At 45.2% G+C, this 18,724-nt stretch carries 12 protein-coding genes; 3 read left to right on the top strand and 9 right to left on the bottom strand.

Features of this window, described 5'->3' with window-relative positions:
• Nucleotides 1–144: 144 nt before the first annotated feature.
• From rsgA to malT, 6 genes are all read right to left on the bottom strand, one after another.
• Entirely contained in the window at nucleotides 145–1,209 is a 1,065-nt protein-coding gene (gene rsgA, locus AB6E52_RS18975; RefSeq protein WP_102321105.1) for a ribosome small subunit-dependent GTPase A, read from the bottom strand.
• A 488-nt stretch (nucleotides 1,210–1,697) separates the two neighbouring features.
• Nucleotides 1,698–2,156 (bottom strand): copper chaperone PCu(A)C, encoded by a 459-nt coding sequence (locus AB6E52_RS18970; RefSeq protein ID WP_017068936.1) that lies wholly within the window; start codon nucleotides 2,154–2,156, stop codon nucleotides 1,698–1,700.
• An 83-nt stretch (nucleotides 2,157–2,239) separates the two neighbouring features.
• Nucleotides 2,240–2,836, bottom strand: coding sequence for an SCO family protein (locus AB6E52_RS18965; RefSeq protein ID WP_004732104.1), 597 nt, complete (start codon nucleotides 2,834–2,836; stop codon nucleotides 2,240–2,242).
• The gene (locus tag AB6E52_RS18960; RefSeq protein WP_102321106.1) at nucleotides 2,833–3,273 is read right to left on the bottom strand and encodes a hypothetical protein; all 441 of its coding nucleotides are present in this window, start codon (nucleotides 3,271–3,273) and stop codon (nucleotides 2,833–2,835) included. The genes AB6E52_RS18965 and AB6E52_RS18960 overlap by 4 nt, the downstream gene beginning before the upstream one ends.
• Nucleotides 3,274–3,476: 203 nt before the next feature.
• Entirely contained in the window at nucleotides 3,477–4,397 is a 921-nt protein-coding gene (locus tag AB6E52_RS18955) for a DUF368 domain-containing protein (protein ID WP_102321107.1), read from the bottom strand.
• A 582-nt stretch (nucleotides 4,398–4,979) separates the two neighbouring features.
• Nucleotides 4,980–7,688 (bottom strand): HTH-type transcriptional regulator MalT, encoded by a 2,709-nt coding sequence (gene malT / locus AB6E52_RS18950; protein WP_017061867.1) that lies wholly within the window; start codon nucleotides 7,686–7,688, stop codon nucleotides 4,980–4,982.
• A 567-nt stretch (nucleotides 7,689–8,255) separates the two neighbouring features.
• Between malT and AB6E52_RS18945 the strand changes: the two genes are divergently transcribed.
• From AB6E52_RS18945 to glgB, 3 genes are all read left to right on the top strand, one after another.
• On the top strand, nucleotides 8,256–10,709 hold the full coding sequence (locus tag AB6E52_RS18945; protein WP_102321108.1) for a glycogen/starch/alpha-glucan phosphorylase: 2,454 nt from the start codon (nucleotides 8,256–8,258) through the stop codon (nucleotides 10,707–10,709).
• A 185-nt stretch (nucleotides 10,710–10,894) separates the two neighbouring features.
• Nucleotides 10,895–13,075: a 4-alpha-glucanotransferase gene (malQ, locus tag AB6E52_RS18940; RefSeq protein WP_102321109.1), complete on the top strand. Its 2,181-nt coding sequence runs from the start codon at nucleotides 10,895–10,897 to the stop codon at nucleotides 13,073–13,075.
• 174 nt (nucleotides 13,076–13,249) lie between these two features.
• Complete coding sequence (glgB, locus tag AB6E52_RS18935) at nucleotides 13,250–15,430, top strand: 1,4-alpha-glucan branching protein GlgB (protein ID WP_102321110.1); 2,181 nt, start codon at nucleotides 13,250–13,252, stop codon at nucleotides 15,428–15,430.
• 68 nt (nucleotides 15,431–15,498) lie between these two features.
• Here the strand turns inward: glgB and AB6E52_RS18930 are convergent, their stop codons facing one another.
• The 3 genes from AB6E52_RS18930 to AB6E52_RS18920 all read right to left on the bottom strand — a co-directional run bounded on the left by AB6E52_RS18930 (nucleotide 15,499) and on the right by AB6E52_RS18920 (nucleotide 18,722).
• The gene (locus tag AB6E52_RS18930) at nucleotides 15,499–15,969 is read right to left on the bottom strand and encodes a hypothetical protein (RefSeq protein WP_102321111.1); all 471 of its coding nucleotides are present in this window, start codon (nucleotides 15,967–15,969) and stop codon (nucleotides 15,499–15,501) included.
• Between the two features lie 222 nt (nucleotides 15,970–16,191).
• Nucleotides 16,192–17,031, bottom strand: a complete 840-nt coding sequence (locus AB6E52_RS18925; RefSeq protein ID WP_102321112.1) for an energy-coupling factor transporter transmembrane protein EcfT — start codon at nucleotides 17,029–17,031, stop codon at nucleotides 16,192–16,194.
• Nucleotides 17,028–18,722: an ABC transporter ATP-binding protein gene (locus AB6E52_RS18920; protein ID WP_102321113.1), complete on the bottom strand. Its 1,695-nt coding sequence runs from the start codon at nucleotides 18,720–18,722 to the stop codon at nucleotides 17,028–17,030. The genes AB6E52_RS18925 and AB6E52_RS18920 overlap by 4 nt, the downstream gene beginning before the upstream one ends.
• Nucleotides 18,723–18,724 lie beyond the last annotated feature (2 nt).

Raw genomic sequence — 18,724 nt, 5'->3', positions numbered from 1 at the left:
TAGATGATCTGATCGTAGCTTTAAGCATTAGTTCCCTGATTTAGGAAACAAAGCCGATAAAGCCCCACGCGATTGACACGTGGGGCTCGGTGTTTCAGATCAGCGTTGAGCGATTAACTCAGATTACCGTCAATATCCAACTGCTTAAGCTGAGCCTTTCTTAATATTGCGGCTTTCTGACTGTACGTTTCGGTACATTTTGGAAAGCTGCTTATTGTTAGCGCGTTGCTCTGCAAGAGAAGCGCCGTTTCTTGCTTGTTCTCTCAGTAGCTTTTGATAATTAGTAAATCGTCTTTCAGACAGTTCACCACTCTCAATGGCAGCCCTTATCTTGCATCCTGGCTCTGATTCATGATGACAATCAGAGAAGCGGCAGTGCATTGCTAACTCTTCGACGTCTGAAAAAGTTTCACTCACGCCTTCAGCGCAGTCTGCAAGTTGGAGCTCTCGCATTCCTGGAGTGTCGAGAAGCAAGCCACCTGATGCGAGCAAGTGGAGTGATCGTGATGTGGTTGTATGACGACCTTTACTGTCGTCTTCACGAATACCACCAGTTGCCTGCGATGCTTCACCTAGCAATGAGTTAACCAAAGTCGACTTACCCACACCAGAAGACCCCATTAGCGCGACGGTTTTGCCGGTTTTACACCAAGGTGACAGTACTTGGGTTGAGCCTTGATCTAGGCTATTGACCGCTTCGATCATGAGCATCGGGTCTAAGCTTTGTACCTGTTGTACTTTGCCTTCGTAGTCGTCACACAAGTCTTTCTTAGTCAGGACGATAACCGCTTCAACTTGTGCTTCATTTGCGAGTGCCAGGTAGCGTTCAATGCGACTCAGATTAAAGTCGTTGTTCAATGAAACCACGATAAACACTGTGTCGATATTGGCTGAAATATATTGTTCAGCCACACGACTGCCTGCAGCTTTTCGGCTAAAGAGCGATTGGCGTTCTAGTAAGCGATCGAATTGCAGTTCAGAGTTCAATATTACCCAATCGCCAACGGTCATTGCAGGTTGGTTGTGATGAATAGGTAGAGTGATTTCGCCTTGTTCAGACGCAAATGTGTAGCCACTGCGATGGTGCGCGGTGATACGGGCGATCACTGAATGGTCGTAGTCTTCAAGTGTCAGTTGTTGTTGGAATACAGGTTGCCATCCAAGTTGTTGAAGTGACATTGGATGAGAAAATGCGTTTTGTGAATTCATGTCTATTTACCCAGACGTGCGAGCTTTCTTTTCTTGTGAGAGCATTAAAGTCTTATGAGAGCATTAACGTCTTGTAAGATCTCAGGTTGTCGATGAGATCGAAAAGCGTTGGTCAGTTCAAAAAGCGTCGAGACGTCAAAAATGTTTGAGCTTGGGTCGAATTCAAAATCGATAGGACCCCGGATTTGAGTCATGCTTTACAGGCATGCAGATATTGATCACTTACGATCAACAGTAAACCGGGTAAAAGTGTGCGGTAGCCAGCTGATGGCTTAATGTTGGTAGTTCGAGATTAAAGTTTGATTAACCAAACAAATTAACGCGTTACTTTTACTGCCAGTTTTAGTATTTTCATTACAATCATCTTCTATTCTCCTTGGTTTATTTATGTGTTCAGGCTTTGAATAAAAAGCGCGCTCAGTTTAACAAAAAGCCACGATGGCGAGAAGTCATCGTGGCTTAAATTATTTTATCAATTGTGAATACGATTAATGATGGTCGTGGTTCATCTTCTTCATGCCGCTCATCACTTTCTTCACTGGTGCGTCGAAGGTCTGTGTTTCACCATTGGCAAAGGTCAGAGTCATCTCGATTTGCTCACCTTCTTTTAGGCTACTTTTTAGGTCGAACAACATGATGTGTAGGCTACCAGGTTTAAGTACCGCTTCACCGTTTGCAGGGATGGTGATCTCTTGAACTTGGCGCATTTTCATAACATCGCCATCCATGATTACATCATGAAGTTCTACTTTACCTGCTGCAGGTGTTGTTGCAGAAACAATAGCGCGATCTTTATCGCTGTGGTTCATCAGAGTCGTGAACACCGCGCTGTTCACTGCTGAAGGCGGGGTTGCACGAGCGTACGCGTCATGAACCATAATATCGCTACTAGCCTGAGCAAAAGGGGTGAGCAATAAGCCTGCTAGAGCAAGTGCTTTTAACTTCATGTTGTTGTCCTTAATTTTTATGTTTTTGGTCTGGGACCTGACTTTTTTTGAACTTTATTGAGTAAGTTCTTTGTTTTTACGTTTTACTGCGTCAGCTTGTTGATAGCCTCAACAATTGGCGCTGGCGTCAACGTGTGCGGTACTTTGGTAATCAAGGTACCGTCGGGCTTTAAAAAATAAAAATATGAGCTGTGGTCTAGGGTGTATTCCAACTCTGAACCTTCCAGCTTGGTCTTTCTGAAAATAACACCGTAGTTGTGTGCAAGCGTGGTTGTCACATCCAAAGGACCACTTAATCCTTCCATCATTGGGTGGAAGTATTGTGCGTATTCGTATGAGGCTTCTGCTGCATCACGCTCAGGGTCGAGAGAGACAAACATCGGGCGAATCTTGGCTTTTGCTTCATCAGAGACTTGGTTAAGTGCTCCGGCCAACATAGCCAAAGAAGTGGGGCACACATCTGGGCAGCGTGTGAAACCGAAGTAAACGATACGAATTCTGTCATCGGTTTGGTCAAAGATTTCCGTTGGTTGGTTGTCTTTGCCGAAAAGAGTCGTTGCGGAGAACTCTTGTTTTGCAGCGTGTTGTTCTTGAACTTCGTTTTGCCCATCAAGATAGCTTTTGACACCAAAGCCAAGTACAAAAGCGACAACCAATGCTAACGACCAATTTCTACTCATCTTGCCATCCTTATTGCAGGTTTTACGGTTTCAACACCATCGGTGAGCTCACCAAGCCAAGTCATGTGATCCATGGTACACACGGGTAAAATGACATCACCTTCATAGATGTTGTTACCAGTATTTTTTAATTGGAAACGTGCTGAGCCCATTTCCATCTCTAAACCGGTCAGCGATAGCATCAAGGTTTCAGATGCAGCACCTTCCCAAACTACCTTTATCTTTGTGGGTAGAAGAGGTTGCGCGGTTTCTCGGTCAAGCGACATTGAAATGGATTCCTGCTCACACGATGTGGTTGAAAGCATGCAGTAATCATCCAAGCTGACGTCGGCAGTTGAGTGCTCCATCGCTGATTTAAATTGCTGAATTGCTTGCGGCCCATAAAAGCCTGCCACGAGAGCGATCCCAACAGCAGCAACCTTTAATGCAGAGTGCATGTCGTGTTCTCATTTAATTTTATAAGAGCGGCGATGTTATCACACCCCTCAATACGTGCTTGTATCAAAAAGCAATTTTGTGCGTATGGTAGAACTAAAAAAGCGAAGCCATTGGCTTCGCTTTTGTCTGTTTAATAGATATGTGAGCTTAGTATTTCTAAGCATTATCCGTTCTAAACGCTTTCCAGAAGCTGGCTGAATGATTAGTCAGCATTACGCTCTGCAAACTTCTCCAGGCCTAAAACCAATGCAATCGCAGCAAACATCATCACAATCGCCATGACCAACTGAGAAGGCTGAGAGGTTACCGCTTCAAAATCAAACGGTGATAGGTTTTCTTGAATCAGAGGAACTTGTTCACCTTTTGAGTTTGTGCGCCAGCTGATGGTCTCTTTCCAAGGCCAGATCTTAGGCAGCGTACCGATCATCAAACCGGTTAAGAATACCAATGTGAAGTCGCGGAATGAACGCAATAGCCAAGACAGTACATGTGAGAAAGTCAGCAGTCCGATCACACAGCCCGCAAGGAATAGCGCAAGTATATCGACTTGAAATGATTTAACGGCGCCAAGCACGGGGCCATACATGCCAATCAGGAGCAGAATAAAGCTGCCTGAAATACCGGGTAAAATCATCGCGCAGATAGCAATCGCACCCGCAATCAATACGTTGATGCTGGTTGGTTCCATTTGCAGCGGTTTAAGCACGGTAATGCTATAAGCGAAAGCAACGCCAAGCAGCAAAAACACGAAGCGAATCATATCGCGTTTCTCTACTTGCTTAAGAATATGGAAAACCGAGACCAAGATCAGGCCGAAGAAGAAAGACCACAGTGGAACAGGGTGGGTGACTAATAACCAAGAAATCAATTTTGCGAATGTCGCAATGCTCGTGAATACGCCCGCGAACAGTGAAATTAGGAAGAAACCATTGATGTGATTAAACGCGGCTTTGAAGCCTTCGAGTTTCCATAAGCCAAGTACGCTAGGGTTAATTCTGCGAATGCTTTCTAGCAGCGTATCGTAGATACCAGTGATGAATGCGATGGTTCCGCCCGACACGCCAGGTACAACGTCTGCTGCGCCCATTGCCATGCCTTTGAAAAAAGTACTTAAGTAGTTCATTGCTTCATAGAGTTGAGGATGATTTTGTGCAGTATACAAACTTTAGTGTAAAAAAAGTATGAATATGCTTTTGGGGAAGGGCTTTTATTACTCTATTAATTGTAAGGCAATAAGTTGAAGTGAATATTTGCCTAACATTTAGATAACAACCACTTAGTGATTTGTCATTAAGAGCAGAGATGAAACTGATCCCTTATCGATATTGCATCTTGGTTGCAATATGCAAATGCACTTTGCAATTCGCATGACAAATTCATGGTTTTTATGCGGTGCAGGGCTTATAAAACGTCGAATAAAAGTTGGCACGCTAACTGCATTATATACATTGACCCTTCTTAAGCCGAGGGTCACCTAGCCAACTGACGTTGTTAGTGAACTTATGATTTGTTCACAAATATATAGAGCCAATCGCGATTATTGCGGTTGGCTATTTTTTTGCCTGTCGTTTGGTGATCGTCTTTTTACTTTTCCCATTCCTACATTTTTAGGTTCTAAACTTCAGATGAAAAAAAAGCCAGCCACCATCGGTGACTAGCTTATGTTTTCTCGAATCAATCTCGAATCTCGAATCTCGAATCCGTTTTAGTACCCCATCAACTGCAGCAAGTTCTCCGCTGTGCTGATTGCTTCTTTACGGTTAGCAATGTTGAGCTTTTGGTAAAGGTTACGGATGTGAGTCTTGATTGTGGTACCCGCTACATCGAGTTCTTGAGCGATCTGCTCATTACTGAATCCTGAGTAGATCAGACCAAGTACTTGCCATTCACGCTGGGTGAGTGGGCTAGTACGCACAAGCTCAGGAATGTTCGGGTGATTAACCAAGTTCTCAACAAAGTCTTCATCGAAGTGAACCGAGCGGCTGCGTTGGGTCGCGGAAATATCTTTCATGATTTGTTGTGCGCGGTGACGTTCTAAATCACCTAAGCCTGGCTTGTTGCTCAACTTATCCAAGATATGCCCGATAGTCCCACCGTCTACCAAGAAGTTACCGACCATACCGGTTTGGTTAGTCATATGAAGCGCTTCTTCGAGTAGTATTCGTGCGCTGTCTTCATCGTTAATTTGTGTACGTAACACGGCTTCAACGATCAAGTTGCGGTTGGTGTCTGTAATCAGGTGCGAACGCTGGGCTTCACTCTTAAGGAAAGTCAGCGCTTCTTCTGCGTCTTCATACTGCTCAAGGATGATGTGAGCACGAACGATGTTTCGCCACTGAAGTTGGCAGAAGTGGTTACTTGCCGATTCAGGTCGAACAGCCACACTCAGCCAATCACGGATAGCTTCTTTATCGCCTTTTACTTGCCAGAACAGAATCAAAGAAAGAGAAGCATTTGCCGTCCAATCTACGTGGTAAGTCGATTGACGCAATAGGTGCTGAATCTGGTCGATAAATTTCGACGCTTTATCAATCTCACCACGGCTCAATGAAATACGAGCCAACATAGAATAGCTGTGCAGGTGTTTACTCGGAGAGTGGTGACCAAGGATATCTAAGCCTTTGTAGCAACACTCTTCCGCTTCATCTAGTCGGTTCCAACACCAGAAGATCTGAGCGCGAACACGCAGCAAGAATTCGTGCAGAGGTACGTATTGCAGCTGATGTTCTTCAATCAATTTGAATGCACTGTCTTGTAGCTCAAATGCAGCTTGAACATAACCTTGAGCAATCAAGATTTCGCTTTGTTGCAGAATCGCCCACAGGGCCTGATGGTAAACCTGATACTGACGTGCCAGTTTTTCTGTTTGTTGCATCATCGGTAGCGCACGGCTTAGGTTACCCATTACGTGATTCACTTCGCCCACAACCGAGGTTGCGACAATGCGGCTACGATAAACGGTGGTGTTCAACTGACTCAACGAAAGCTCAGCCAATTCCAATGCTTTCTCAGGCTCATTGCTGTTGATGGCAACTTGTGCGCGTAAGGCGTTGTATTGGCCTTGCTGCTGAGTATCGAGTTCAATGTTTCGCGCTTGATATTGAGTCTCAGCCTCTTCCAACAAAGTACCCACTTGGTCATAACGGTGCTGACTTTGTGCAAGCCAAGCGCGCAACATCGAAAGCTTTGGCTCACTGTATAGTTGATCTGTGGTTAGCTGTTTGATCGCCATTTCTAATGACGAAAGCTCACCTTGGTTGAACATCGGCCAACCGTGCTCAGTCAGGATTTGAATGATCAGTTCTGGATCTTCAGCACGCTGTGCGTGACGTAGTGCTTGGTGTGGTGTGTTTTGCTTGATCCACGCTTTTGCAGCACTTCGATGCAGTTCAGCTTCTTGCTGAGGAATTCGAGCTTGGCGCTCATGTGCGAGGAATTCACCAAACAAGTTATGGAAGCGATACCAGTTCTTTTCACCTTCAAGCGGGTAGATGAACAAACCAAAACGGTTGAGTGATTCGATCATACCTAACGCATCTTCACGCTGTGTAAGTGCACACACAAGCTCATCGTTGAAGTGATCAAGCACAGAACATTGCATCAAGAACTGTCGGGTTTCTTTGTCTAGCAGGTCGAATACTTCTTCAACCAAGTAGTCCCAAAGATGGGCGTGGTTAAAGTGAGAGAATGACTCTGCGGACTGTGCAAGAGTGCGTTTTTGGTGTTGTGCTTGTAGCGCGATAAGTTGTAGTGCAGAAGGCCAACCTTCTACATAACTACAAATGCTATCTGCCGTGGTGTCATCAATGCCGTCGGCTACGCGTTGGTTGAAAAATCGTGTGGTTTCTTCGGTATCAAACGCCAACGAGTCATTACCTAATTCGATCATTAAGTCACGAACGCGCAGGTTTGCTGTACCAAGTGGTGGCGTACCACGACTGGTGACAACCAACGTTAGGTTATCGGGCATGTGTTTGAGGAAGAAGCGCATGGCTTCGTGGATGTCGTCATTGTTGACCAAGTGATAGTCATCCAACACCAGAAAGCACTCGTGATGGAATTCCGACATCTCGGCAAATACTTCACTTAATAAAGAATGCAGCGATGAAAACTGTCGCTTTTCTGCCAGTTTTTGGGCATTCGGACAGGCATTTTGAGTCGCTTTATTAAGTGATTGAAGTAGGTAGTTGATAAAGCGGAAGGCATCATTGTCGCTATCATCAATGCTGTACCAACCCACATTAGGTTTATCTACCAACCATTGTGCAGCCATGGTGGTTTTGCCGTAGCCCGCTGGAGAGCGGAACAACACAAGCTTATAGCAATCTGCATTGTGAAGCAGATCGAGAACCCTAGGTCGTAGGATTGCATTATGTAAGCGGCCGGGACGAGTCAGTTTCGAAGGGATCCACATATCGAAGTTTTACACCTATTCCGTGGCTATGTTCTGGAATATCCCAATCTATCGTTGAGTGCACTCCAATGACATGAGCCTAATTACTTAAGTCTTTACTCATATTACGTGAAGCCAAACGTTACCGACTACGATCCTCCTCAGAAACCTTGCACTCCTGCATGTTTTTGGGTGTCTACGCCCTTTATTTGAGACTTTGCTCACGTTGCGGGTTGGTTTGTGAATGTGACTTCGTTCATCCCTACACGGGAATCAATGCAAAAGATGAGAGTTGGAAATTATTTTCGTGATCTGAAACTCAGATTTGGCAATGACTTTAAATGGGTTAAATAAAAGTCACATCAATTGAAGTTAAGTTATCGAACGGGAGCTTGTGATCTTAGTCACTCCAAGTTTTTGTTCGCAGTCAGAACATGAGAGTCAGATCACTAACCCTAAGTCGGTACGCCCCCTACGCCCTCCCATCTACTCCTAGTCAGTTGCATTAGCGGGAGGATGTTTAGTTTATGGTGACCATGCACGATATGTCACAGATGAATTAGAACTATTAAAAGCGAGATTTCTGAAATGAAACCAACTCAGCAAAAAACTTTCGATAAAGTGTCATTCCAAGAGAGTGTTAAGAAACATTTATCTGCAACCTACGCAACAACGATTGAAAACGCAGATAGCCGCGCATGGTACCTAGCAATGGGGCGTGCGCTAGCAGAACTCACAACATTTGATCTGTTAGAAACTGAAAATGACGAAAAAATTAAGAACGCGAAGAGCGTTAACTACCTATCACTTGAGTTTTTGATTGGCCGTCTAACAGGTAACAACCTGATCAGCATGGGTCTATACGAACAGATCACTCATGCAATGGAAGAGCTAGGTCAAAACCTAACTGACCTTCTAGAAGAAGAACGTGACCCATCACTAGGTAATGGTGGTCTTGGTCGTCTAGCTGCTTGTTTCATGGATTCTTGTGCCGCTCAAGAATACCCAACAGTAGGCTACGGTCTTCACTACGAATACGGTTTATTCAAGCAGTCTTTCCAAGACGGTCGCCAACAAGAAGCACCTGACGCATGGCGCGGTGTTGAAGGTTACCCATGGGAAGTGGCTCGTCCAGAACTAGCACAACACATTGGTTTTTACGGTCATGTAGAAGTTGAATTCATCGACGGTAAAGAAGTACGTACTTGGGTTCCAGGTATGGAAGTGAAAGCAATGCCTTGGGATCTACCTATCGTAGGTTACGAGTCAAGCACGGTTTACCCACTGCGCCTTTGGGAATGTCAGGCAATTGCACCATTCTCACTAGCAAGCTTCAACAACGGTGATTACTTCGAAGCGCAACACTCGCTAATCGATGCAGGTAACATCACTAAGGTTCTTTACCCGAACGATAACCACGAGAAAGGTAAGACACTGCGTCTAATGCAGCAGTACTTCCATTCAGCAGCATCGGTTCGCGATATTCTACGTCGCCACGAAGCAGCAGGTTTCTCTCTAGAAGATCTGCCTAAGCAAGAAACGATTCAGCTGAACGATACACACCCAACGATCGCGATTCCTGAGCTAATGCGCATCCTGATTGACGAGAAAGGTCTATCTTGGGATCAAGCATGGGAAATCAGTGCTCACACGTTCGCTTACACGAACCACACACTACTTCCAGAAGCGCTAGAGACTTGGTCTGAATCTTTAATCAATCGTCTTCTTCCACGTCACATGGAAATCATCTTTGAAATCAACCACCGCTTCATGCAAGAAGTTCGCAAGATGTGGCCTGGTGACGGTGAGAAGCAAGCGAAGCTTTCTATCATCCAAGAAGGTTTCCACCGCATGGTTCGCATGGCAAACCTATGTGTGATTGGTTCTTACAAAGTAAACGGTGTAGCTGCGCTTCACTCACAACTGGTTAAGAAAGACTTGTTCCCTGAGTTCAACGAAATCTTCCCAGGTAAACTGACTAACGTAACGAACGGCATCACGCCACGTCGTTGGTTGAAGTTCTGTAACCCAGGTCTATCTGCGCTAATCACGGGTAAGATCGGCACTGAATGGCCAGCAAAACTTGAGCAGCTAGAAGGCATCGCTAAGTTTGCAACAGACGCGAAATTCCAAAAAGAATTCATGGCTGTTAAGAAAGAAAACAAACAGCGCCTAGCTGATTGGGTTCAAGAGAACATGGGTATCGAGCTAGATACTAACGCTATCTTTGACGTTCAAATCAAACGTCTTCACGAATACAAGCGTCAGCACCTAGATTTGCTACACATTCTATCTCTGTACCACCGTATTCTTAATGAACCTGGTTTCGAATGTGAGCCACGCGTATGTTTCTTCGCAGCGAAAGCAGCACCGGGTTACCACCTAGCGAAAGAGATCATCTTCGCGGTTAACAAGATTGCAGAGAAGATCAACAACGACCCTCGCATCGGTAACAAACTGAAAGTGGTATTCATTCCTGACTACCGTGTAAGCATGGCTGAAATCATCATCCCTGCAGCAGACGTTTCTCAGCAAATCTCACTAGCGGGTAAAGAAGCATCTGGTACGGGCAACATGAAGATGGCTCTAAACGGCGCGCTAACTATCGGTACGATGGATGGTGCAAACGTTGAGATTCGTGAAGAAGTGGGTGATGAAAACATCTACATCTTCGGCCTAGACGTTGATGGTGTTCAAGCTCTGAAAGCTCAAGGCTACAACCCATACGACTACTACAATGCAGACCCACTACTGAAAGCATCTCTAGACCTACTGACTGGCGATGAGTTCACTCCAGGTCAACCAGGCCTTCTACGTGCAACGTTTGATAGCCTGCTAGACGGTGGTGACCCTTACCTATGTCTTGCTGACTTCGCATCTTACGTGAAAGCGCACGAAGACATGGGCACGCAATACAAAGACCAAGCAGGTTGGGCTAAGAAAGCAATTCTTAACACAGCATTGGTTGGTAAGTTCACATCAGACCGCTCTATCCGCGACTACGTGAACAACATCTGGAAACTTGAAGCGGTTAACCGTTAATACTTCCAAAGTAGCCAAGGCAGTTTCTGCCTTGGCTCAATTAGCTTGTGAGCAAACGAAAGGCTTAAAGGTTTCGTTTATAAACAAGCTGCTTACAAACCGATTGTCACAAGCTAATTGATTAGTAAAAATTAAATTAACAACCCTACAAAATAGAAAGCGTCAGAACGTTTTCGGAGAGAGCGATGAAAGAACAGACCGTATTAAAACAAGTCGCAGAAATGGCAAACATTGCCGACAGTTACGTTAGTGCGTGGGGCGATGAAGCACAAGTATCAGACGAGACGATCACGTCTCTATTGGCTTCGTTGGGCTACGATACAAGCAGCGATGATGCACTGCTTAAGTCAGCAGAAAGAAAACACAAAAAAGATGTACTAGACCCAGTTCTTGTCTTGCGTGACGGTGAGCCAGTAGAAGTGGCGCTTAATCTAGGTGTAAGTGCTCGTGAAAGTGAGTTCAGCTGGCGCTTAGAAACCGAGCAAGGAGAGGTACTTGAAGGCTATCTTCAATCTCAAGTCATTCGTGACGAGCGTGCCGAGGGTGGCCCTTTAGTGTTTGCATTGCCAAGTGATTTGGCATGGGGTTATCACAAGCTCATTGTGAGCCGTAAGCGCCGTAAGAAGCCTTACGAGATGACACTGATTATTACGCCAAAAGCGTGTTTCAAGCAGTCACCAATCGAGCAAGGCAAAAAGCTTTGGGGACCCAGTGTTCAACTTTATACCCTAAGAACTCAGCATAACTGGGGTATTGGTGATTTCGGTGACCTAAAACAGCTTGTTGCGGATATCGCTTCTCGTGGTGGTGACTTCGTTGGTCTAAACCCAATTCACTCATTGTTCCCTGCGAACCCTGAAGGTGCGAGCCCATATAGCCCATCTTCTCGTCGCTGGTTGAACATCTTATACATTGATGTGAGTTCAGTTCCTGAATTTGCACTAAGTGCAGAAGCACAACAAACAGTCGGCAGCGCAGAGTTCCAACAGCGTCTACAAAAAGCGCGTGAAGCACACTGGGTAAACTACACCGAAGTGTCTGAGCTTAAGATGAGCATCTTGCCTCTGCTATTCGCAGAATTTAAGACTCGTCATCTAGACAAAAACAGCGACCGTGCACAAGCGTTCTTAGCCTTCGTAGAAGAGGGTGGCGATAGCCTGATGCATCAAGCGGCGTTTGATGCTCTACATGGTGAACTGCATGCAGAAGATTCTGGCATGTGGGGATGGCCGGTATTCCCTGAGAAGTACCGTACATTCGACAGCCCAGCGACACAGAAATACATCAAAGAGAACTTAGAAAACGTTCATCTGTACATGTACCTGCAATGGCTAGCAGATTGCCAGATCAACGATGCACAGTCTCTTGCAGAAGAGAAGGGCATGGCTGTTGGCCTGTACCGTGACTTAGCGGTAGGTGTTGCAGATTCAGGCAGCGAGACTTGGGCTGACGAAGGCAACCTAGTGATGGATGCGAGCATTGGTGCTCCACCTGATATTCTTGGTCCTTTGGGTCAGAACTGGGGTCTACCTCCGTTAAACCCAGAAGTGCTTCAAGAAACAAGCTACGACGCTTACATCAAGCTACTTCGTGCGAACATGAAGCACTGTGGTGCACTGCGTATCGACCACGTTTTAGGTCTACTGCGCTTGTGGTGGATTCCAAAGGGTGAGAACGCAACTAAGGGCGCGTACATCTACTACCCAGTACAAGATATGCTGTCTATTCTGGCGCTTGAATCTCACCGTTACCAATGTAGCGTTATCGGTGAAGATTTAGGAACGGTACCGGATGAGATTGTCGACATCCTTGCAGATGCTGGCGTGCACTCTTACAAAGTGTTCTTCTTCGAAACATCAGAAGATGACGGTGGTTTCATCTCACCAAAACACTACGCATCACAATCGATGGCGGCACTGTGTACTCACGATATGCCAACGCTTCGTGGCTTCTGGCACTGTGATGACCTGAAAATGGGCCAAGAGATTGGCTTATACCCAGATGCAGAACAATTAGAAACCTTGTTCGATGACCGCCTAGAGTGCAAGCAAGGTATCTTAGATTCAGTAGCATGGCATGGTTTCCTACCAGAAGGTGTGGGCCGCGATGCGAGCCAAGTACCGATGGACTCTTACCTTGCTGAGGCACTTCAACTGCACGTAGCGGCTGGTGGTTCAACACTACTGAGCGTTCAGCTAGAAGATTGGCTAGAGATGGACAAGCCAGTAAACATTCCTGGCACGGTTGATGAATACCCTAACTGGCGTCGTAAACTATCAATGAACTTGGACGAAATATTTGCTTACGAAGGCGTTAATCGTATCGCTTCTAAGCTGACTGACGTTCGAGAAAAAGCCGGTAAGTAATGACGTGAGTGACTTGAAATTAGGTGGTTTTTTGCTTACGCCGTACGAAACTACAACCTCGGTCACTCAATAATGAATGCTCATCTGGTAGAATAAACCGTCGTTATATTGCCCGCACTAATAGCGGGCATTTTTGTATTATGTTTTTTGGATGTTTGGTTAGGGAGAAACGTTTTGGAACTAAGTTCGATTTCAAAGCAAAAACAAATATATACCCAACTATCACAGGCTTGTTTCACAGACCCATTCGCGTTTTTAGGGCCATACCTACCTTCTGAGCAAGGTGCATTACGTGTGTGGATTCCTGGGGCAGATAAAGTCGAGTTGATTGTTGGAAAGGAACCTCGTATTGAGTTAGCGCGAGAGGGTGAAAGTGGTTTCATTCTTAAGCAAGAGAGAGACTTACGTTTTACTCACTATAAGCTTGCGGTTGATTGGGCTGGCGTAGAACAGATCATCGATGATCCTTACCAGTACCACGATTTGTACGCGAGTTATGAAGATCTTCATACACCGAAAGATATGTATCATCACATGGGGGCTCAGTTTATTACGCTAGAGCGTGATGGACAGACGATTTCAGGTACGCGTTTCTTGGTGTACGCACCGCATGCAACTGCGGTAAGCTTGGTGGGTAACTTCAACGCTTGGGATGGTCGCCGCCACCCAATGCAACGCCTAGATTACGGTATGTGGGGCTTATTCATTCCTGAACTGGAAGAAGGCGCTCAATACAAGTTTGAATTAAAAGGACCAAATGGCGAAGGCTTACCACACAAAGCTGACCCATGGGGTTTCTACTCTGAGCAATACCCATCGTTCTCATCTGTAACTTACGATCACGCTCGTTACCAGTGGCAAGATACTCAATGGCAAAATCGCCCGGTAACGCAAAAGCGCAAAGAAGCGCTTTCGTTCTATGAATTGCATGCAGGTTCTTGGAAGCGTAACGCTGAAGGTGAATTCTTAAATTATCGCGAGCTTGCGGCAGAGCTGATCCCATACCTAACGGATCTTGGCTACACGCACGTTGAACTAATGCCAGTTTCAGAACATCCATTCTACGGTTCTTGGGGCTATCAGCCTGTAGGTCTATTTGCACCGACTAGCCGTTTTGGCTCTCCAGATGATTTCAAATACTTCGTCGATCAATGTCACCAAGCGGGTCTTGGCGTTGTTCTGGACTGGGTTCCTGCTCACTTCCCAAGTGATGATCACGGCCTAGCAAACTTCGATGGTACGCCATTATTCCATGATCCAGATCCACGTCGTGGTTGGCATCAAGATTGGAACTCGTACATTTACGATTTAGGCAAAGAGCATGTTCGTCGTTTCTTAGTTTCTAATGCACTGTACTGGTTCGAGCAATTCCACATTGATGGCATCCGTGTTGATGCGGTTGCTTCGATGTTGTACCTCGACTATTCGCGTAGCCATGACCAATGGATCCCGAATGCGGATGGCGGCAACGAAAACTACGACGCTATCGCAACCCTTAAGTGGATGAACGAAGAAGTGTATAAACACTTTCCGAATGCGATGACGATTGCTGAAGAATCAACGGCTTTCCCTGGTGTTTCAGCACCGACTTTTATGGGCGGCTTAGGCTTTGGCTTTAAGTGGAACATGGGTTGGATGCACGACAGCTTGTCTTACATTCAAGAAGACCCAATCAACCGTAAATATCACCACGATACGATTACCTTCCCACTGGTTTACGCACACAGTGAGAATTATGTATTGTCTCTGTCTCACGATGAGGTGGTTTACGGTAAAGGTTCTATCCACAACAAGATGCCTGGTGATGAATGGCAGCAAACGGCAAACCTACGTGCTTATATGGGTTACATGTATGCGCAACCAGGTAAGAAGCTGAACTTCATGGGTGCTGAATTTGGTCAGACGGCGGAATGGAACCACGATGATCAACTGCAATGGTTCTTGCTAGATTATGAACGTCATCAAGGTGTTCAGCGCTTAACGAAAGATTTGAACAATCTTTACCGTTCTGAAGCTGCAATGCATGATCTTGATTTCGACCCGAAAGGTTTTGAATGGCGTCTACAGGATTCAGCTGAAGCGAGTATCTTAGCTCATGAGCGTATCAGTGAATCAGGCGAGCGTGTATTGGTGGTTTCTAACTTTACCCCCGTTCCTCATGAGCACTTCCGCTTAGGTGTTCCAGCACAAGGTCAGTACTCTTTGTTATTGAATACAGACTCTGCGGATTATGCAGGCAGTGGCTTTGAAGTGAAGCCGGTTGCTAAGGTTGAATCAGTAGAAAGCGAAGGTTTAGACACATCGATTGAGTTGCGTTTACCGCCACTATCGACCGTTTTCTATAAGCTAAATTAGGTCTATAAACAAACTGAGAATATGAAAAAGGGAGCCTGAAGGCTCCCTTTTTTTTGTATCTGTTTGGCTTAATGCTTGTTGAAATTCGTTAGATAGAACATTGAGCGACCTACTACAGTTTCAAGGATACGAACCGAATCTGTCCCAAAGTTCTCAAACATCTTCTCACGAAATTGACCATCTGAACTGACATTAAATTCTTCTGGAGTCTTTACTTGTGATGCGTGGAAAAACATCAATTTAATCACGTATCGGAACCGTTCGTTATCTAGAGCGTCTTGCCAAGATTTAACAAACACCTCCTCTGACGAGAAGTCGAGGCTCTCGATAACAATCGACAACATGTGCTTGTGAAGCACTGAGCGGATAGCGCGGGTCGATGAATAATAGCCCTGAAGCGTCGTTAAACTAATGCCAATTTCTTGCGCAATCCTTGCATAAGTTAGTGCTTCATGTCCTTCAGCCAGAAAAAGGTTTAGTACGATTTCATCGTAGTTCTTTTGGTTTTCTAATTTCTGTACTTGAGTAATTCGAGCCATTACAAATCTCTATTGAGTGTAACATTCTGCAAACGTGTATATTAAGAGTTTCTAAATTAGATTTCAAACCAAAGACGTAAGTAAACGGTCAGTTTATCGTCAAAAATAGTCAGTATTGAGTTATTGGTTCAATTGTTAATCAGATCTTGGCACACATAAAAACACCGCCCTATTGAGCGGTGTGTAATTTTAAGTCGTTGTTTATATGTGGTAAATGAAAACTTAGAATGGATACCAAAACAATTCAGGTTCAAGAATGCGTTTCGCTATGGCCAACACCACAATAAAAGCAATGACACTCAAACAAACAAAGTCGATACGTTTCAAAGGCGCATAGCTATACCAAGTACGTGCCTTGTGTCGGCCAAAGCCTCGTAACGTCATTGCGTTAGAGATCTCGTCTGCGCGGTCTAAGCTAGAGAAAATGAGCGGTCCTAGAACCTTAGCCACGTTTTTGATTCGAGTTATTAGGGGCGCTTTCTTCGAGAGTTCAACACCACGAGCTTGCTGAGCATGCATGATATTGATGAAGTCCTTCTTAACTTCTGGCAAGTAACGCAGCGTTAAGCTTACCGCATAGGCGATCTTGTACGGAACGCCGATACGGTTGAGGCTCGCTGCAAACTCAGTCGGGTGCGTAGTGAAGACGAATATTAACGCTATCGGGAACATACTCATGTACTTGAGCGTAACCGTGACTAAGTAAAACAGAGTCTCCTGGCTCAACGAGTAGTTACCCGGTAATGTCAGTAATACAGTTTCGCTACCGATGAGCTCAGTGCCTTGCTGCGGAGCAAGCAGGAACATGAATAAAGCATTTAGACTTAAGACACTCGCCGTGCCTAATAACAAAGGCTTATACACGCGTATAGGCACATTGGTGAGCTTTAACAGGTATAAACCAGTAATAATAAGCAGCGTAATCAATCTCAGGTCGAACGTAGTCAATACCACGGTTACCCAAGCTAAGAAGAGTGCAAATTTCGTGATGCCATTCAATGCGTGCAGGGGGGATTTGGTATCAATGTAGTTGATGCCGAATTTTACTTTTGATGCGTTCATAGAGAACTTCTCTCGTAGTCGATGAAGTACTGCATAAACGCATTGGTATCGTCGATTTTCATCATAGTCGCGAGTTCATAAATACTAGTGGTACAGAGGTTTGCACGTTCTAGAAGCGATGGCTGACTAAACACTTCTGTCATGGCGGCATTGGCAATAAGCTTGCTGTCTGCGATTACGATTGAACGTGTGGTGTACTCTAGAACGAGATGCATGTCGTGTGAGATGATCACCACAGTAATACCCAAATCGCGGTTAAGCTTTTGGATAAACGCCAACATTGACGTGTAGTTTCGGTAATCTTGGCCTGCTGTTGGTTCATCCAAGATGAGGAGTTCAGGTTCCAACACTAAGATAGAAGCGATGGTTACACGCTTTTTCTGACCGTAGCTCAAAGCTTCGATAGGCCAGTGACGGAACTTACTCAGCCCACACAGCTCAAGAATGTTTTCAACTTTTTCTTTAATCAGCTCTTCTGCAATATTGCGGTTACGAAGACCAAAAGCAATCTCGTCAAAAATCATATGATGCGAAATCATATGATTTGGGTTCTGCATTACCACACCGACCTTTTGGCTTCTTTCGAAGATAGAAAGCTCAGATAAGTCTTCACCATTTAGATAGGAAGAGCCTGAATCGGCATCGATCACACCCATGATGAGTTTGGTGATGGTAGATTTACCCGAACCGTTCTTGCCCAGAATCGAAACAAACTCGCCTTTGCCAATCTTAAAGCTGACATCTTCGAGAGCGTTCTTTTCACCATCGTAAGAGTAAGTCAGGCCGTGGACCTCAAGCAAAGGTTGGTACTGCTTCTCGGCAACTGGAGTCGGGCGCTCTGCAAACCAAGCCTGAACCGCAGGGCGGAATCTTTTGTAATCGAGAGCTTTGAGGTTTGATAGCTTATCTTCACTGGTCAAAGGTGCTTTCGCTGCCTTCAGAGCAGATAAATAAAGTGGTTCACGAATACCGTGTGTTTCAAGCAGTTCAGAAGCTAAGATTTCATCGGGTGTCATGTCCGCGACAATTTCACCGCGCTCCATCAAGATCACTCGATCGATATCGCGATGTAGTACATCTTCAAGGCGATGCTCGATGATGACTATAGTCTTGTTGGTTTCTTTATGAAGTTGGTCGATGATTTCGATAGTCGCTTTACCCGTTTTCGGGTCAAGGCTAGCCAAAGGTTCATCAAACAACAGGATGTCAACGTCATCAACTAAGATGCCCGCTAATGACACGCGTTGTTTCTGGCCGCCGGATAAATCATGTGGCGAGCGATCAAGCATATCTGCTAAGTCGACCATTTTTGCTGTCGACTTAACCAGAGGGTACATATCAATGTTCGACACTAACTGATTTTCCAGTGCGAATGCGATGTCTTCGCCAATACTCAAACCGACAAATTGGCTATCAGTATCTTGTAATACTGTGCCAACCTGCTCGGTATAGTCGTGCATAGAAAAATCAGAAATGTTCTTACCGTTGATCTCTAGAGAGCCAGTCACCTCACCTTTGATAGCATGAGGAATCAGACCGTTAAGGCATTGACCTAGGGTAGATTTACCACTACCGCTTGGTCCAATAATGACGATTTTCTCTCCTTTCTCTATCCTTAGATTGATATTTTTTAGCGTCGGTTTATCCAGCGACTCATATCTAAAAGAGAAGTTCGAAAATGCTATAGTCATTA

The organism is Vibrio sp. 10N.247.311.13 (assembly GCF_041467595.1).
GTDB lineage: Bacteria > Pseudomonadota > Gammaproteobacteria > Enterobacterales > Vibrionaceae > Vibrio > Vibrio crassostreae_C.
This window is presented reverse-complemented; position numbering and strand designations above follow the sequence as displayed.